This is a genomic window from Anaeromyxobacter terrae (assembly GCF_022690685.1).
Lineage (GTDB): Bacteria > Myxococcota > Myxococcia > Myxococcales > Anaeromyxobacteraceae > Anaeromyxobacter > Anaeromyxobacter terrae.
This window is the reverse complement of record NZ_JALCYY010000015.1, coordinates 62,238-77,006: the sequence shown is the minus strand read 5'-3', so window position 1 is coordinate 77,006 and position 14,769 is coordinate 62,238. Positions and strand designations below refer to the sequence as shown.

Sequence of the window (14,769 nt, the reverse complement as noted above, 5' to 3'; positions counted from 1 at the left end):
TATCCTCGGTCGTTCCGTCCGGGTCCGCTATGGAAGGAACATGTGCCAGGTCGTCCGGCTGACCAGGCGTTCACTCCAGGTGGCGGCGAGGCGATGAGCCCACGGCTGCTCCGGGCGTTCAGCCGGATCGTCGCGCTGCGCGCGCCGATCCTCGCGGCGTACGCGCTCCTGCTCGTCGCGGCGGTCGCGCTGGCGGTCGGGATCCGATCGGACGCCGGCATCTCCGGGCTCATCGTTCCCTCGGATCCCGACTACGTCGCGACGCGAGACTTCGAGGCGATCTTCCCCGAGCGCCCCATCGTGATCCTGCTCCTGGAGGCGGACGACCCCTGGCGGCCGGAGGTGCTCGCTGAGACCGAGGCGCTCGAGGCCGCGCTCCGCGCGATCCCCGGGGTGTCGCCGTACTCGGCGCTCGACGTCTACCGCCGCGCCCATCCCGGCTTCGCCCCGACCCGGGAGGGCGCAGCGGCGTTCCGCGCCTTCGCGACCGGGACCTCGTTCTTCCGCCGCCAGGGGCTCGTGGGCGATCGCTTCCAGGGGATGGCCGTCGCGCTCGACGCGAGCGATCCGGCCCGGCGCGACGCGCTCCTCGCCGCGCTGGACGCCGCCATCGCCCGCGCGCCGCACGACGCGGTGCGCGGCGTCCGCCGGGTCGGCGCGCCTTACGTGGAGGCCTGGATCGAGCGGGCGTCGCGCGAGGCGTCGGTCCGGTGGTTCCCGGTGTTCGGCCTCTTCGTCGTCGCGCTCGTGCTGTTCCTGTACCGCTCCTGGCGGACGCTCGTCGCCATCGTCGTCGCCCTCGGCACCGCCGTCGCCCTCGGCGTCGCGGCGGGGAGGCTCCTCGGGTTCACGTTCACGGTGGTCTCGGCGCTCGTCCCGCTCACGGTGATGGTGACGACGCTCGCGAACCTCGTCTACGTGCAGTCGCGGTTCGTCGATCAGCCCGAGGGCGCCGACGTCGACGCGCACCAGGTCTTCGCCCTCGCGAACAAGTTCCTCCCCGTCACCGCCTCGACGCTCGCGGCCGTGCTCGGGTTCGCCGCGCTCTCCGTCTCGAGGATCCGACCCATCCGCGAGATGGGCCTGTGGACCGCCGCCGGGCTCGCGCTCTCGTGGGTGACGGTGTTCACCCTCTTCCCCGCGCTCCAGAAGGCGCTCCGGACGCCCACCGGCCGCGCCGTCCCGGTGCGCACCCGGCTCTACGATCGGCTCGCTGCGGCGGTCCCGACCTTCACCTGGCGGCTGCGATGGGTGCTCGTCCCGGGAGCGCTCGTGCTCGCGGCGGTGGGGCTCGTGGCGATCGCCGGCGTGCCGGGGCGGCTCCCGCCGATGAAGGTGGGCGTGGACTCCCTCGACTACGTGGACTCCTCGCTCCCGATCCACCGGGACATCGTCTACTACCGCGACCACGTCGGCGGGCTGAACGTCGCGCGGGTGTGGGTGCGCACCCGCGGCGCGATCACGGACCCCGAGGTGCTGCACGCCGTCGACCGTTTCGCGGCGGCGGTCGAGCGCGAGCCGGACGTCACCTCGGTCGTCGGCCCCTCGACGTTCCTGCGGATGCGCCGCTACCTCGCGACGGGGGACGACACGCTCCCCGCGGATCCGCAGGCGTTCGCGGCGCTCGCCGGCGACGTCGAGCAGCTCCTGCTCTCCGAGCCGGAGCTCCGCGCGTTCATCGACGCGGGCTCCCTCTCGAACGCGCAGCTCACGGTGGTGTTCCGCGGCACCGAGGAGCGGGACTTCCGGGCGCTCGAGTCGGCGCTGCGCGCCGACTGGGCGCGGGCCGCGGCCGGGACGCCGGCCCTCGAGGGGGCGTCGATGCGCATCGTCGGAGAGTCGCTGCTCCAGGCGAAGGTCGGGGCGAGCCTCGTGCCCACGCTCGCCGAGAGCTTCGCCATCACCGCCGCGCTCATCTTCGTGGTGTTCCTGTTCGTGTTCCGCAGCGCCTCGGCGCGGCTCATGGCGATGATCCCGTCCGTCTTCGCGATCCTCGTCACGTTCCTGGGGATGCGGCTCACCGGCACGCCGCTCAACGTCGCGACCATCCTCATCGCCACCACCGTGCTCGGGACGACCGAGAACGACCAGATCCACTTCTTCCACCACCTGCACGAAGGCGAGGGCGAGGGGGGACTCGATGGCGCGCTCCGCCACGCGCTCCGCGTGTCGGGGCGGCCGATCGCGTTCGCGACGCTCATCAACGCGGCCGGGTTCCTCGGCCTCTCGTTCTCGACCTTCCCGCCCATCCGCCAGTTCGGGGTGGTGACGGCCGCGGCGTTCCTGCTCGCGATGCTCGCGGACTTCAGCGCGCTGCCGGCCGCGCTCTGGATCGCGCGGCGCGAGCGGCCTCGGGCCGAGCGCGATCAGCCCGCCGCGGCGCTTCCGCGCGCCACGCGCAGGTAGAGCGCCTCGAGCTCGCGGACCGAGTCCTCGAACCGGAAGGCTTCCGCGAGCGCGAGGCACCGCGCGCGCGCCTCGCGCAGCCGCTCCGGCGCGTCGAGGAGCAGGTCGAGGCGGCGCGCCAGGTCGGAGGCGTCGCCCGGCTCGAACAGGAAGTCCTCCGAGAGGGCGAACTGGCGGGCGGCGCTGTACGGGGCCCGGGCGACGAGCGCGGGCGTCCCGCAGGCCAGCGCCTCGAGGACGGCCATCCCCTCCAGCTCCACCTCCGAGGAGTGGACGAGGAGGTCGGCGGTGACGAGGAGGCGACGGAGCTCGTCCTCGCTCACGAACCCGACCTCGGCGGGGACGGGGAGCGTCGCTGCCCGGCGCCGGAGCGCCTCCTCCTCCGGCCCGCGTCCGGTGATGACGAGCTGGATCCGGCCGGCGTGGCGAGAGCGCCGCACGCCCTCGATCGTGACGTCGAGCCGCTTCTCGCGCGCGAGCCGGCCCGCGGCGACGACGAGGAGCTTCCCGCGGTGGCGCTCGTGCCGCTCGAGCGGCGCGGGCCCGAAGCCCGGCGGGATTCCGTTCGAGATCACCTCGGCGGGCGCCCGGAGCCCGTGGGCGCGCAGCTCCTCGAGCGCGAAGCGGCTCGGACACACCACCGCCGCCGAGCGATCGTACAGCCGGCGCAGGAACAGCCGGTACGTCCAGTCGACGAGCCGCGGGGAGCGGAGGCCGATGTTGTAGAGCAGGTTCTCGGGCTGCACGTGGAAGGCGGACACGAGCGGCGTCCCCACCGCGTTCGCGATCCCGGCCGCGCGGAGCCCGAGCCAGAAGGGGAACTGCACGTGGACCACGTCCACGCGCCGGAACAGCGCCTCGAGCGTCCGGCGCCGGGGGACCGCGAAGACGAAGCCGTTCTCCCGCATGATCCTGCCGACGAGCGGCAGGTAGAACGCGGACAGCGCGACGATCCCCTCGCCGGGAGCGCCCGCGGCGACGACCGTCACCTCGTGCCGCTCGCGGAGCGCCTCCACGAACCGCAGCGCCGAGCGGACCCCGCCGGCGATGGCGGAGTCGAACGTGTCCGCGACAAAGGCGATGCGGAGGCGGCGGACGGGGGGCATCGGATTGGGACGATAACCGGTCGGGCGCCCGCGGGGAGCGGTCTCCGCTGGTGCGGCGCGGAACTCTGGGTCGGGCTCAGGCGTCCCACCAGTACGACCACTTCACGAGCACCGACTCGGTCGTCCGCCCCCGGAACAGCTGGGGCGCGGCCATGCCGGAGGGGACCGACCCGTCGCGGAAGGGGAGCTCGCTCTGCGAGCGGGTGAAGACGAAGAAGAGCGTCGAGCCGAGCCGGTACTCCCAGCGGACGACCGCGTTCACGTTCACGACGGCGTCGTGCGAGTCGGGCGAGCCTGAGTAGGGCGTCGGCCCGAGCTCCGAGAGCGGCAGGCGCGACCGTCCCTGGAGCGAGGCGCCGTAGAAGTCCCGGCCGTAGCGGACGGCGGAGGTGAAGAGCTGCGCATACAGCTGGGCGGAGAGGCGGGGGGTGAACACGAGCTGCTGGCGGAGCGTCAGCGAGAGGAAGATCGGGTCCTGGAGGCCGAAGATCGCGGTGCCGTCGGGGAGGGTCTCGACCCAGCGCGGGCCCTGGGGCTTGTGGCCGAACGCTCCGTCGAGGCGGGTCTCGAGCCGGTGGTGCGGCCGCCAGCTCATCGAGAGATCCCAGCCCCACCCCGTCATCGGCTCGAACGCGCCCTGGCGCATCGCCCGGTACGCGAAGACGTCGCCGCTCGCCTGGAGCTCCCGGCTGGGATCCGAGCCGAGGACGAGCGAGGCGAAGACGTCGCCCATGCGCTCGAACGGGACGCCGGCCTCCGCGATCTCTCGCGTGTCGTACTGGGGGATCTCGACGCCGACGCGCACGCCGACCGTCTGGTAGCCGGGGAGCTGCACCTTGGAGAAGACGTTCGTGTTGATGCCTCGCGGGAGCCACTCGCCGTCCGCGGTCCAGTTGACGTCGAGGTTGTAGTCGAGCTGGAAGGCGTGGAACGGCCCGAGGCCGCTCGGGCGCACGTAGTGGAGGTCGAGATCGGCCCACTGGTAGTTCGACAGCGGCTGGAAGCCGACCGCGTTCAGGTCGAGCTTCGGGTCCTCGTAGACGTAGGTGACGTCGAAGCGCCAGGGCTCGCCGCCGAGCTTCCCGGCGCGCATGTGACCGCCGAAGCCGAGGTCGCCCGCGCGCAGCACCGTGCCGTCCCAGAGCTTGCGGCCCTCGGCCGGACCGCCCACGGCCTGCGACGCCTCCACCTGGGCGAAGCCGCCCCAGACCCCGGGCACGTCGAGATCGAGCCCGAGCGCGTTCGCGCCGTGCGAGGCGCAGCCGGCGGCGGCGTACTCGGCCTCGCCCGGGAACTCGCTCCGGAGGCAGCGCGGCTCGAGCGGCGTCGCGGCGGTGAAGGTGGCGCCGGCCGTCGAGCCGCCCGAGAGCCGCTGTCGTGCGATGGCTGCGAAGTAGTTGGTCGTGACGGGGTGCGCGCCGGGGAGCGCGTCCTCCGGGCCGAGATGGAACGGCTGGGCGAGGCGGAAGCGCCAGCGCCGGTCCGGCCGCTCCTCGTACGGCGCGAGCGTCGCGGAGTCGGGGCTCGTGTAGCCGACCGGCACGAGCGACCTGTTCCCGGCTCCCATGACGAGGGAGTCGAGCACGCCGATCTGGAGGCGAGAGGTGGCGGCGCCGGTCACCTTGGCCGCGCCGAGGATGGGCGCGTCGAGGCCGATCCGCCGGGAGTAGAAGAGCTGCTGCGGGGAGCCGTACTCGGCCCCCACCGGCTGGAAGACGTCGAGCCCCTCCAGGAAGAACGGCCGCTTCTCCGGGAAGAACGGCTCCGCGTTCTGGAGGTTCTGGATGACCTTGTCCGTCTCCACCTGGCCGAAGTCGGGGTTCACCGCGCCCGTCAGCGTCAGCCGCCTCGCGAGCGCGGTCTTGAAGTCGAGCCCCACGTCCAGCGCCGGATCGAGGAGCCTCGGCCCGGGGCGGCCGGGGTCCGAGAACTGGGGGCGCAAAGTCGTTCGCGTGGCGACGTAGGGCAGGAGCTCGAACCCGTGGCGCGGCTGGAGCTCGACGAGCCCCTCGAGGCGGCCGAATCGCGACACGACCAGCCCGCCGGCGTTGACCGGGTTCGCCTCGCGCGGGACGAGCGTCGAGTCGAGCACCTGGTGGGTTCGGGGGATGAAGCGCCGGACCACGATGCCCCAGCTCTGCTCCCGCTCTTCCGAGAAGCGGAGCTGTCGGAACGGGATCGCGATCTCGGCCGACCATCCGTCCGCGCCGATCGAGGCGGCGGCGTCCCAGACGGCGTCCCAGCTGTCCGTCGAGTTCACGTCCGCGAAGAGGAGCTGATCCCGGAGGACCCCCGCCGCGTTCACGCTGAAGTCCACGGCGGTGCGGCCGTCCGCGTCCGCGTCGATCGCGACCTCGACGCGGTCGGAGGTGAGGTCCGTGTCCCGCCGCGCGAGCTGCCTCACGATGGCCGACGGCTGCGGATCGAAGCAGGTGACGCCGACGTACAGCGTCTCGTCGTCGTACAGGACGCGCACCTCGGTGCGCGGATCCGCGGGGACGCCGGGCCGCGGGAAGCTCTCGACGAAGGCCGAGAACGCAGGCGCGACGCGCCACGCGGCCTCGTCGAGCCGGCCGTCCAGGTGGAGGTGCCCGGAGGTGCGCCGGGCGACGATGGCGTCCGAGGCCGCGGCGGCGCCGGACGAGGTGAAGAGACAGGCGACCGCGATGGCGGCGCGTGTGACGACGGGGTTCGGAATCGGTCGAGCTCGTCTCAAGGGCATCCCAGGGAGGACCGGTGACCGCCGCCGTGACCGAACCACGGTGGCGTCTCTCCCGTACGCCGCTCCCCGACCGGTATTTCAGCGCCGTCGCGCGGTCAGCGAGCCTGCCTCGAGGCGGTCGGCGTCCTCGCGGGGTCCACGTTCGGTCCGCGGGCCAAGCGACTTCTTACAGCAGCCTCAGCTGAGCCCGGGGCGCCGGCGGCTCGAGCAGCTCGGGCCCGTCGTTAGCGACGTCGTTCACCGCCTCCGAGACCTCGCGTGAGACGAGACAGCGCTCCGGAGCGGGACGGAGCAGCGCCGCGTCGGGACGGGAGAGCCACTCCTCCGCGGCGTCGCGGGAGAGCAGCGCCGGCATCCGGTCGTGGACGGGCCGGACGAGGTCGTTCGCGGCGGTGGTGAGGATGACGAAGGCAGGCGCCCCCCGCTGCTCGAGCGCGAGGGCGGCGAAGAGAAGCAGCCCGCCGTCCGGAGCGTGGAACCAGAGCGGCCGCCGAGCTCCGCGCCCGCCCTGCCACTCGAAGAAGCCGTCCGCCGGGACGACGCAGCGCCCGCCGCGGAACGCGTCACGGAACGTCCGCAGCTCGGCGGCCGTCTCGCTGCGGGCGTTGAACACGAGGCGTCCGCTGTGTCCTTCGATCCCGAAGCGGGCGCTGACCAGCGTGCGGCGCCCGTGTACGAGGCGCACGATCCAGTGGTCCTGGGTGGGGGCGATGTTCCAGCGCGGGCGGTACGCGAGCGCGGGTTCCCGGCTCACGGTGGCGCCGAGCTCGTGGGCGAGGACGTCGATCCCGGGGGTCGCGAGGGCGAAGCGGCCGCACATGAGGGCGGAAGGATAGAGGAAGCGAGCCTCGCCCGGCGAGCCGGAGGCCGGTGGAGGCGGGTGGAGGCGGGTGGAGGCGGGTGGGCCCGGCCGCGCCTGCCGGAATCGCTCCGGGTTTCGTCGCAGGGGCGGGGGAGCCTCCAGGGCGCGAGCCCGTCGCGCGCGTGGGCGCGGCGGGCCTCCGGCACCGCGCCGGGGCACCCGCGCCGAACACCGGAGCTTGACCGAGAGGCGAGGCGGGTATCAACTGGGAGTGGAGGGTTGATGCTGGAGACCTCGAGGCTGCGTCATCGCGCGCTGATCGCCAGCGTGGCCGCGATCGCCGTGCTGGGTGGCGTTCGGGTCGCGCTCACGCCGCGCCGGATCCCGCGCGCCGAGGTGGCCCGGGATGCGCCTGCGCTCGCCCGTGCCGGCGCGGCGCTCCAGGCCTCGGTGCTGGATCGCGAGGGGCTCGTCGGGTCGCTGGCGGCGCGGCGGATCCTGCTCGTCGGAGAGAGCCACTTCCTCGCGGAGCCGCCGGCCAGGCTCACCGAGCTGCTCGGTGAGCTGCATGCTCGCGACGGCCGCCCCGCGGTCCTGCTGCTCGAGCTCCCGGCCCGGGTCCAGGGCGCGCTGGACGCGTACCGCGACGGGGGCGACGGCGCGGCGCTCGCGGGCGCGTGGCCACGGGGGGCGCTGCCGTACCTGCCCATCGTGCGGTGGGCGCGCGCGCACCCTTCCGCGGTCCGCGCCGTCGTGGCCAGCGACGAGAACGAGGCGCGGGTGGCGCTCATGCGCGCGCTCGCGGCCGACACGCGGAACGGCACGATGGCCGCGGCCATCGCGCGGGCGGCGCGGGAGTACCCGGAGGCCCGCGTCGTCGCCTACGGCGGCATGGCGCACACGTTGATGGCGGGCCGGTACCTCTACGACTCCGCGTCGCGCAGGCCGGTGGGCGCCCGGCTCGTGGAGGCGGGCTTCTCGCGGAACGAGGTCGCGGCGGTCTGGCTGCTCACCGGGGCGGCGCCGGGGGAGGGACTCTGGCCGCCTGGTGCCGCGGTGTCGTTCCACGGACCGGCGGGTGCGCTTCCCCTCGGCCTCGTCCTCGAGGTCCCGGTCGCCGGAGCGGAGCGGCTCGGGGAGGTGGCGGACTTCGCGGTCCACCTCGGCGCCGGGACGCGCCAGGCGTCGAACTGAGCAGGGCGTCCCCGGAATGGACCGGGCGGGCCGGTGGGCAGACCTCACCCGGCGAGGCGTAGCCGGGTGAGGCCCTGATCGGACTCTAAACGACAGTCCGCGATTCGCGATCACCTTCGGTGTCGCGCATCGCGCTGTCGTTTAGCCATGTTCTGACGGGGGCTGCGCCCCCGCCCCGCCGAGCAGAGCTCGTCGGGGCCCCACCCTGCTCGCCGGGTCCCGTGCGCCACCGCGGGCGGCTTCGCCGCTATCGCGGTGTCGCCCCGGCGGGTTCGCTTCGCTCGTTGTCTGTTTCCGAATGCTCGGTCGTTTAGAACACGTCGTCGGGCGACACCCGGACCGCGACGCCGGGCGAGTCGCTCGCCGAGAACACAGGCTCCCGGCCGAGCTTCGGCTGGAACCGGCAGGGCGCCACGGGCGCGACGAGGTTTCCCTTCCGGTCCTTCACCGGCTCCCAGATCATCCAGGCGGCGTACACGCCGTCGCCGTCCGCATCGCTCTCGGCGCACGCGGCGAGGGCCTGCCGCCCGTCCTTCGTCGCGCCGACCGCGACCGTGTACACGTGGTGCCCGGCGCCCGCGCCTTCCCAGCCGATCTCGCGCGCGGCCGCGAGCTCCGCGTCGGTCCAGGTCACCCGCGCCGCGGTGGGCGGCTGCTCCCCGACCTGGAGCTCGCGGAAGCTCCCGGTCCGCTGGTGGAGCGCGACCTGCGCCTTGTGGAGCGCCTCGAGCGCGGCCTTGGCCCCGGCGTCCTTCGCCTTGACCTGGTAGCGGATGAAGTTGGGGATCGCGATCGCCGCCAGCATCCCGACGATCGCGACCATCATCATGGGCGCGGCGCCCGGTCCGCCTGCGAGCGCGCCGAGCGCCGGCGCGAGGACCCTGCCGGCGACGCTGCGCCGGACCGGCTTGACGGTGCCGGGCGCGTGCAGCTCCTGCAGCGCCGCGGCGCGCTTGCAGAGGAACGGATGGGACGAGGTGAGCTCGAGGACCGTCGCCCAGAAGCCGCCGGCCTCGTCGCGCTGCGAGGTGAAGGCCGCGAGATCGACCCGCGCGGCGATGCGGCCGCCCGCGGCGAGGACCACGAGGCCCCGCATCGCGTGCTCGAGGTCACCCGCTGCCGCGAGGCCGAAGCGGTCGCAGGTGTACTCGCACGCACGGGAGTACGCGGCCCCGAGCCACGGCACGAGCCGGTACGGGAGCAGGAAGAGGTTCCACCTCAGGTGCCCGGCGGCGAAGTGGCCGAGCTCGTGTCCGACGACGAAGTCGAGCTGGCGAGGATCCTCGCAGTGGTCCACGAGGTCGGAGAGCAGGATCACGTAGCGGCGGGAGAGGAGCTTCGTCGCGAACGCGTTGAGCAGCCCGCCTCCCTGGACGACGTAGATCTCCGGGAGCTCCTGGATCCCCAGCCGGACGGCGGCGGCTCGCACCCGCGCGTGCAGGTCCGGGAGCTGCCGCTCGTCCACCCGGATCCCGTTGGTCCGGGCGTGCGCGAGGAAGAGCGCGTGCGCGGCGAGGAAGAACAGCGCGCCGAGGAGCGCGTACAGGATGCCGACGAGCGAGACGATGACTCCGAGCCACGCGATCCCGGAGAGGATCGCGCCGGCGACGAAGAGCTGCTTCTCCTTGGGAGAGACGAGACGCGGGTCGAGTGACATGGGCCCCCCTGGCCTGGAGGGCACAAGATAGCAGACGGAGGGTGAACGCCGTCGTCGGACTGCGGGTGGGACGGACGGCGCGGGCGTGCGATGGAGGCTGCGGCCGGCGCTCGAGTGGTGCGTGACGCGAGGTCGGGAGGGGCGCTGCCGCCTGGACCGGTGTTCCACCTGCCATCGCACCGGCCCGCCGTCCCGGCTGGACGTCTCGGGGGCGAGGGGTCCCGATGTAGGTGACCGGCGGACAGCGTCGGCCACCCGGGGTCGAGGCGGTGGGCGGCGGCGGGCCGAACGCCGGGGTCCAGCCCCGAACCTTCAGGCGCTACGGCAGGATGGCCGGGCTGCGGCTTGACGCCACCCCGGCAACTTGAAGATCATGCCGCGCCGCTCGTCTACTTCGAGCGCAGGTTGTCCGTGGCGGCGCCCGCTCACGTTCGCAGCCTCTGCCACTCCTGACCCGACGGACGTTCGGACGCCGATGACGACGCGACTCTTGCCCCTGCTCTGGGCGCTGCTCCTCCTGCTGCCGGCCGCGCGCACCGTGGCCGACACGGAAGAGGAGCTCACCGTGCTCAGCTACCACGAGGTCGCCGACCCGGCCCAGGCGCTGGTGCCGCAGTACGCCGTCACGCCCACCGACTTCGTGAGGCAGATGGACTGGCTGCGCAACCACGGGTACCACTTCGTGAGCGTCGGCGAAGTGCTGGCCAGCCGCGAAGGCAGGAGGGCGCTCCCGGACAAGGCGGTGCTCATCACCTTCGACGACGGTTACCAGTCCGTCTACGAGCACGCCTGGCCCGTCTTGAAGATGTTCCGCATCCCCGCCGTCATCAACGTCGTGGGGAGCTGGCTCGAAGAGAAGGGCACGGTGGACTTCGACGGGAAGAGGCTCCCCCGCGAGCAGCTGCTGTCCTGGAAGGAGCTGCGCGAGCTGAGCGAGAGCGGGCTCGTGGAGATCGGGAGCCACAGCTTCGACCTGCACCGCGGCATCCTCGGCAACCCGCAGGGCAACATGCAGCCGGCGACGACGACGCGCCGCTACCTGCCGGACGAGAAGCGCCACGAGGACGAGGCGGCGTATCGGAAGCGCGTGCAGGCGGATCTCGAGCGCAACGGCGAGCTCATCCGCCGCCACACCGGCAAGTCGCCGCGCGTGATCGCGTGGCCCTATGGCCGGTACAACAAGACCACGCGTGAGATCGCCGAGCGGCTCGGCATGCGCATCGGGCTCACGCTGGACGACGGCGCCAACATGCACGACACGCCGCTCTGGGGGCTGCGCCGCATCCTGGTCGAGCGCGGGATGAAGCTGTGGGATCTCGAGCGCGAGGTCACCATCCGGAACCAGAACCTCTCCGACAACGACCGCCCGCAGAAGATCATGCACGTGGATCTGGACTACGTGTACGACGCGGATCCCGCGCAGCAGGAGAGGAACCTCAGCCACCTGCTCGACCGCATCGCCCGGATGGGCGTGAACGCGGTCTACCTGCAGGCCTTCTCCGATCCCGACGGCAACGGCTCGGCGGACGCGGTGTACTTCCCGAGCCGCCACATGCCCATGCGCGCGGATCTGTTCAACCGCGTGGCCTGGCAGATCCGCACGCGCACGCAGGTGAGGCGGCTGTACGCGTGGATGCCGGCGCTGTCCTGGGAGCTGCCGGCGAGCAACCCGGCCGCCGGGGACAGGGTCGTGACGCTGCCCGGGGAGAAGACCGGGCGCGTGAACATGGGATATCTCCGGCTCTCGCCGTTCTCGGCGCGCGCGCGGCAGGCCGTCCGCGAGATCTACGAGGACCTCGCGCGGTCGGCGCCCTTCGACGGCCTGCTCTTCCACGACGACGTCACGCTGTCCGACTACGAGGACGCGAGCCCGTTCGCGCTCAAGACCTACCAGGCGTGGGGGCTGCCCGGATCGGTCCAGGAGATCCGCAAGAGCGACGACCTGATCGGACGCTGGACCATCCTCAAGATCAACGCCCTGGACGATCTCGCGATGGAGCTGGCCGACGTGGTGCGCGAGCAGCAGCCCACGCTGAAGGTCGCGAGGAACCTGTACGCGCGCGTGGTGCTGAACCCGAAGGCCGAGGTCTGGTACTCGCAGTCGCTCGACAACTCGATCGCGCGCTACGACTTCACCGCCATCATGGCCATGCCCTACATGGAGAGGGCCGCCGATCCGGCCGCGTTCTTCCACGACCTGGTGAACGCGGTGAACGACCGCCCGGGGGCGATGAAGAAGGTCGTCTTCGAGCTCCAGTCCGTGGACTGGCGCGAGGACAATCGTCCGATCGGCAGCAGGGAGCTCGCGGACGACATCCGCAGCCTGTACGGCATGGGGGTGCAGCACGTCGGCTACTACCCCGACGGCCTGTTCACGGATCAGCCCGCCACCGGCGTCATGAAGACGGTGCTCGACGTCAAGCCGAATGCGCCCGCGACGCGCTGAGAGGGCCGCCCCGTGACGCCTCGACTCGAGACGCTGTGGCACGGGTTGCTCGCCTTCGTCTTCTATTACCCGCTGTTGATGTCGTTCCTGTGGATGATCGGGGCGGCGCTGTTCTACTGGCGCTTCGAGCGAGCGGACGCGGCGCGGGGCCGGCCGCCGGCGACCCCGGGCGCGCCCCCGGTGAGCATCCTCGTCCCCTGCTACAACGAGGCCGAGAACGCGGAAGAGACGCTGAGCCACGCGCTCGCGCTGGACTACCCGGAGTTCGAGGTCATCGCCATCAACGATGGCAGCAAGGACGGCACGGGCGAGGTGCTGGAGCGCATGGCGGCACGGCACCCCCGCCTGCGCGTGGTGCACCTCGCGCAGAACCAGGGCAAGGCCATCGCCCTGCAGTCGGGCAGCCTGCTCGCGAAGCACGAGATCCTGATCTGCATCGACGGCGACGCGCTGCTGGACAAGCACGCCGCGCACTGGTTCGTCCGCCACTTCGTCGAGGGCGCGTGGGTGGGGGCCGTGACGGGCAACCCCCGGATCCGCAACCGCTCCACGCTGCTCGGGCGCCTGCAGGTCGGAGAGTTCTCCTCGATGGTCGGCATCATCAAGCGCGCGCAGCGCAGCTTCGGCCGGATCTTCACGGTCAGCGGGGTCATCACGGCGTTCCGCAAGTCGGCGGTGCACCAGGTCGGCTACTGGAGCGCCGACATGCTCACGGAGGACATCGACATCACCTGGAAGCTTCAGCGCGCGGGCTGGGACGTGCGCTTCGAGCCGAATGCGCTCACGTGGATCCTGATGCCGGAGACGCTGAAGGGGCTGTGGAAGCAGCGTCTGCGCTGGGCCATGGGCGGCGCCCAGGTGCTGCTGAAGAACCTCGACGTGCTGCGTCATCCGAGCCAGAGCTTCCTGTGGCCGCTGCTGGTGGAGATGTGCGTGAGTGTGTTCTGGTGCTACTCGATGCTGCTCCTGACGGTGCTGTGGCTCCAGGGGATCCTGCTTCCCGGGGGCGCTCTGCCGGTGATAGGTTCCCCGCTGAGCCCGCAGGGAAGCGGCGTCATCCTGGGCACCACCTGCCTGTTGCAGTTCGCGTTCAGTAAGTGGCTGGACAGCCGCTACGACCGCGGACTCGGGCGGAACCTGTTCTGGATGATCTGGTATCCCTTCGCGTTCTGGATCATCAACACCGCGTCAATCGTCGTGGCATACCCGAAGGTCCTCCTGCGCAGCCAGGGCAAGCGGGCTCGCTGGATCAGCCCGGACCGTGGCATTCGCTGACGTCGAAGAGATCGAACAAATGAGCGGTTCACTCATCATCAACGCGCGGGATCGCCTGCGCTGGCATCAGCGGCTCTGCTCCGACGCCTCCACCGTCCTGATGTGGGGGGCGTGGCTGAAGCTGTGGTACCCGGTGATGCGGTCCTTCTCCTGGGCGGCCGACGTGAACGTCCTCTCCCAGCTCGCGCTGATGAAGCTCGCGTCCGCCGGCTCGACCCCCGACGTCCAGGGGTACGCGATGGCGCTGGTCGGGACCTCCGGAACCCTGCTCCTGTGGAACCGGCTGCCGGCGCTGAAGGTGCGCAGCCCCGAGGTGCAGTCGGTGAGCGACTACGCCCGGCACTTCGAGCTGTCGGAGGACGAGATCCTGGCCGGCCGCGGCACCGCCGTGTGCGTGGTGCACCACGACGACGGCGGCCGCATCATCCGGGTGGAACGCCGGGCGGCCTGAGAGCGCGGTGCGAACGACGCTGTGAGCCGCGGGTCGCGGCCTCAGCTAGCTCGTCAGCTCGCGGTCGAACTTCCCCCTGAGGAACTCGCGGACCTGAGCGGAGGGTCGGCGCCGATCGAAATCGGCGACGCGCTCGCTGGAGGCCTGCGGCTCGCGCACGGGAGAAACTCTCGGCTCGCGGGCGGCTTCGTCGCGCCGGTCCGCCGCCGGGAAGCTCTGGACCTGCGCGCGCGCCACGCGCCATGCCTGCTGAACGGTCCAGGAGAGCGACCGGTCGAGCCGGATCGACTCCTTCATGATCTCGCGCAGCGTCTCGTCGGGGAAGTACAGCGACTGCTTCTGCTTTTCGGTTGCGGCCATCCCTGCAATCCCTCCGCAGTGGTCCTCGCATCGTACGCGTGTCGACACGTTCGGCAATTCCGCGGCCTGCGGATGCGCAAAACGGCACCGACGCTTCGCCCGAACGGGGGAAGGCCGGGCGCCGAGCACGGTGGCATCGGCGGCTCGATCCTTCGCATCGGTGAACGGGGCGCACGCCGACCGGGCGCCCCGGCGGTTTCACCGGGGCGCGCATACGGTGGCTAAGCGAAGTTGAGAGCGACGACGAGCACGGCGGCGAGGGCGAGACCGACGCTGACCGTGAGCTTCGTCGTCAGGGACCAGGAGCTCCAGGAATTGTTGCTTGCCATGACCTACTCCTCTCGGCCCAG

10 protein-coding genes are annotated in these 14,769 nt (G+C 72.0%); 5 read left to right on the top strand and 5 right to left on the bottom strand.

Annotated features, from left to right (window positions below; genetic code table 11):
* Positions 1–93 precede the first annotated feature (93 nt).
* On the top strand, positions 94–2,406 hold the full coding sequence (locus MNY62_RS09125; RefSeq protein WP_242343842.1) for an efflux RND transporter permease subunit: 2,313 nt from the start codon (positions 94–96) through the stop codon (positions 2,404–2,406).
* Here the strand turns inward: MNY62_RS09125 and MNY62_RS09120 are convergent.
* The 3 genes from MNY62_RS09120 to MNY62_RS09110 all read right to left on the bottom strand — a co-directional run bounded on the left by MNY62_RS09120 (position 2,367) and on the right by MNY62_RS09110 (position 7,054).
* Positions 2,367–3,512 (bottom strand): glycosyltransferase, encoded by a 1,146-nt coding sequence (locus MNY62_RS09120; protein WP_242343841.1) that lies wholly within the window; start codon positions 3,510–3,512, stop codon positions 2,367–2,369. The two genes, MNY62_RS09125 and MNY62_RS09120, sit on opposite strands and share 40 nt — an antisense overlap.
* 76 nt (positions 3,513–3,588) lie before the next feature.
* On the bottom strand, positions 3,589–6,228 hold the full coding sequence (locus tag MNY62_RS09115) for a DUF5916 domain-containing protein (protein WP_242343840.1): 2,640 nt from the start codon (positions 6,226–6,228) through the stop codon (positions 3,589–3,591).
* Positions 6,229–6,400: 172 nt separating this feature from the next.
* The gene (locus MNY62_RS09110) at positions 6,401–7,054 is read right to left on the bottom strand and encodes an SOS response-associated peptidase (protein WP_242343839.1); all 654 of its coding nucleotides are present in this window, start codon (positions 7,052–7,054) and stop codon (positions 6,401–6,403) included.
* A 309-nt stretch (positions 7,055–7,363) separates the two neighbouring features.
* Between MNY62_RS09110 and MNY62_RS09105 the strand changes: the two genes are divergently transcribed.
* Entirely contained in the window at positions 7,364–8,230 is an 867-nt protein-coding gene (locus tag MNY62_RS09105; RefSeq protein ID WP_242343838.1) for a ChaN family lipoprotein, read from the top strand.
* 310 nt (positions 8,231–8,540) lie between these two features.
* Here the strand turns inward: MNY62_RS09105 and MNY62_RS09100 are convergent, their stop codons facing one another.
* Entirely contained in the window at positions 8,541–9,887 is a 1,347-nt protein-coding gene (locus tag MNY62_RS09100) for a M48 family metalloprotease (protein WP_242343837.1), read from the bottom strand.
* A 475-nt stretch (positions 9,888–10,362) separates the two neighbouring features.
* Between MNY62_RS09100 and pgaB the strand changes: the two genes are divergently transcribed.
* From pgaB to pgaD, 3 genes are read left to right on the top strand one after another with little or no spacing between them, the layout of a single operon-like run.
* Entirely contained in the window at positions 10,363–12,333 is a 1,971-nt protein-coding gene (gene pgaB / locus MNY62_RS09095; protein WP_242343836.1) for a poly-beta-1,6-N-acetyl-D-glucosamine N-deacetylase PgaB, read from the top strand.
* A 12-nt stretch (positions 12,334–12,345) separates the two neighbouring features.
* The gene (gene pgaC / locus MNY62_RS09090; RefSeq protein WP_242343835.1) at positions 12,346–13,608 is read left to right on the top strand and encodes a poly-beta-1,6-N-acetyl-D-glucosamine synthase; all 1,263 of its coding nucleotides are present in this window, start codon (positions 12,346–12,348) and stop codon (positions 13,606–13,608) included.
* 19 nt (positions 13,609–13,627) lie between these two features.
* Positions 13,628–14,059, top strand: coding sequence for a poly-beta-1,6-N-acetyl-D-glucosamine biosynthesis protein PgaD (gene pgaD, locus MNY62_RS09085; protein ID WP_242343834.1), 432 nt, complete (start codon positions 13,628–13,630; stop codon positions 14,057–14,059).
* 45 nt (positions 14,060–14,104) lie between these two features.
* On the opposite strand, the gene MNY62_RS09080 is transcribed toward pgaD, so the two are convergent.
* Complete coding sequence (locus MNY62_RS09080; protein ID WP_242343833.1) at positions 14,105–14,419, bottom strand: TIGR04563 family protein; 315 nt, start codon at positions 14,417–14,419, stop codon at positions 14,105–14,107.
* Positions 14,420–14,769: the final 350 nt, after the last annotated feature.

What these genes read in the sequence shown, in the direction of transcription:
- MNY62_RS09110 (WP_242343839.1), bottom strand. Translation starts at nt 7,054, where the DNA reads ATGTGCGGCCGCTTCGCCCTCGCGACCCCCGGGATCGACGTCCTCGCC.
- MNY62_RS09120 (WP_242343841.1), bottom strand. Translation starts at nt 3,512, where the DNA reads ATGCCCCCCGTCCGCCGCCTCCGCATCGCCTTTGTCGCGGACACGTTC.
- pgaD (WP_242343834.1), top strand. Translation starts at nt 13,628, where the DNA reads ATGAGCGGTTCACTCATCATCAACGCGCGGGATCGCCTGCGCTGGCAT.
- MNY62_RS09125 (WP_242343842.1), top strand. Translation starts at nt 94, where the DNA reads ATGAGCCCACGGCTGCTCCGGGCGTTCAGCCGGATCGTCGCGCTGCGC.
- MNY62_RS09080 (WP_242343833.1), bottom strand. Translation starts at nt 14,419, where the DNA reads ATGGCCGCAACCGAAAAGCAGAAGCAGTCGCTGTACTTCCCCGACGAG.
- pgaB (WP_242343836.1), top strand. Translation starts at nt 10,363, where the DNA reads ATGACGACGCGACTCTTGCCCCTGCTCTGGGCGCTGCTCCTCCTGCTG.
- MNY62_RS09100 (WP_242343837.1), bottom strand. Translation starts at nt 9,887, where the DNA reads ATGTCACTCGACCCGCGTCTCGTCTCTCCCAAGGAGAAGCAGCTCTTC.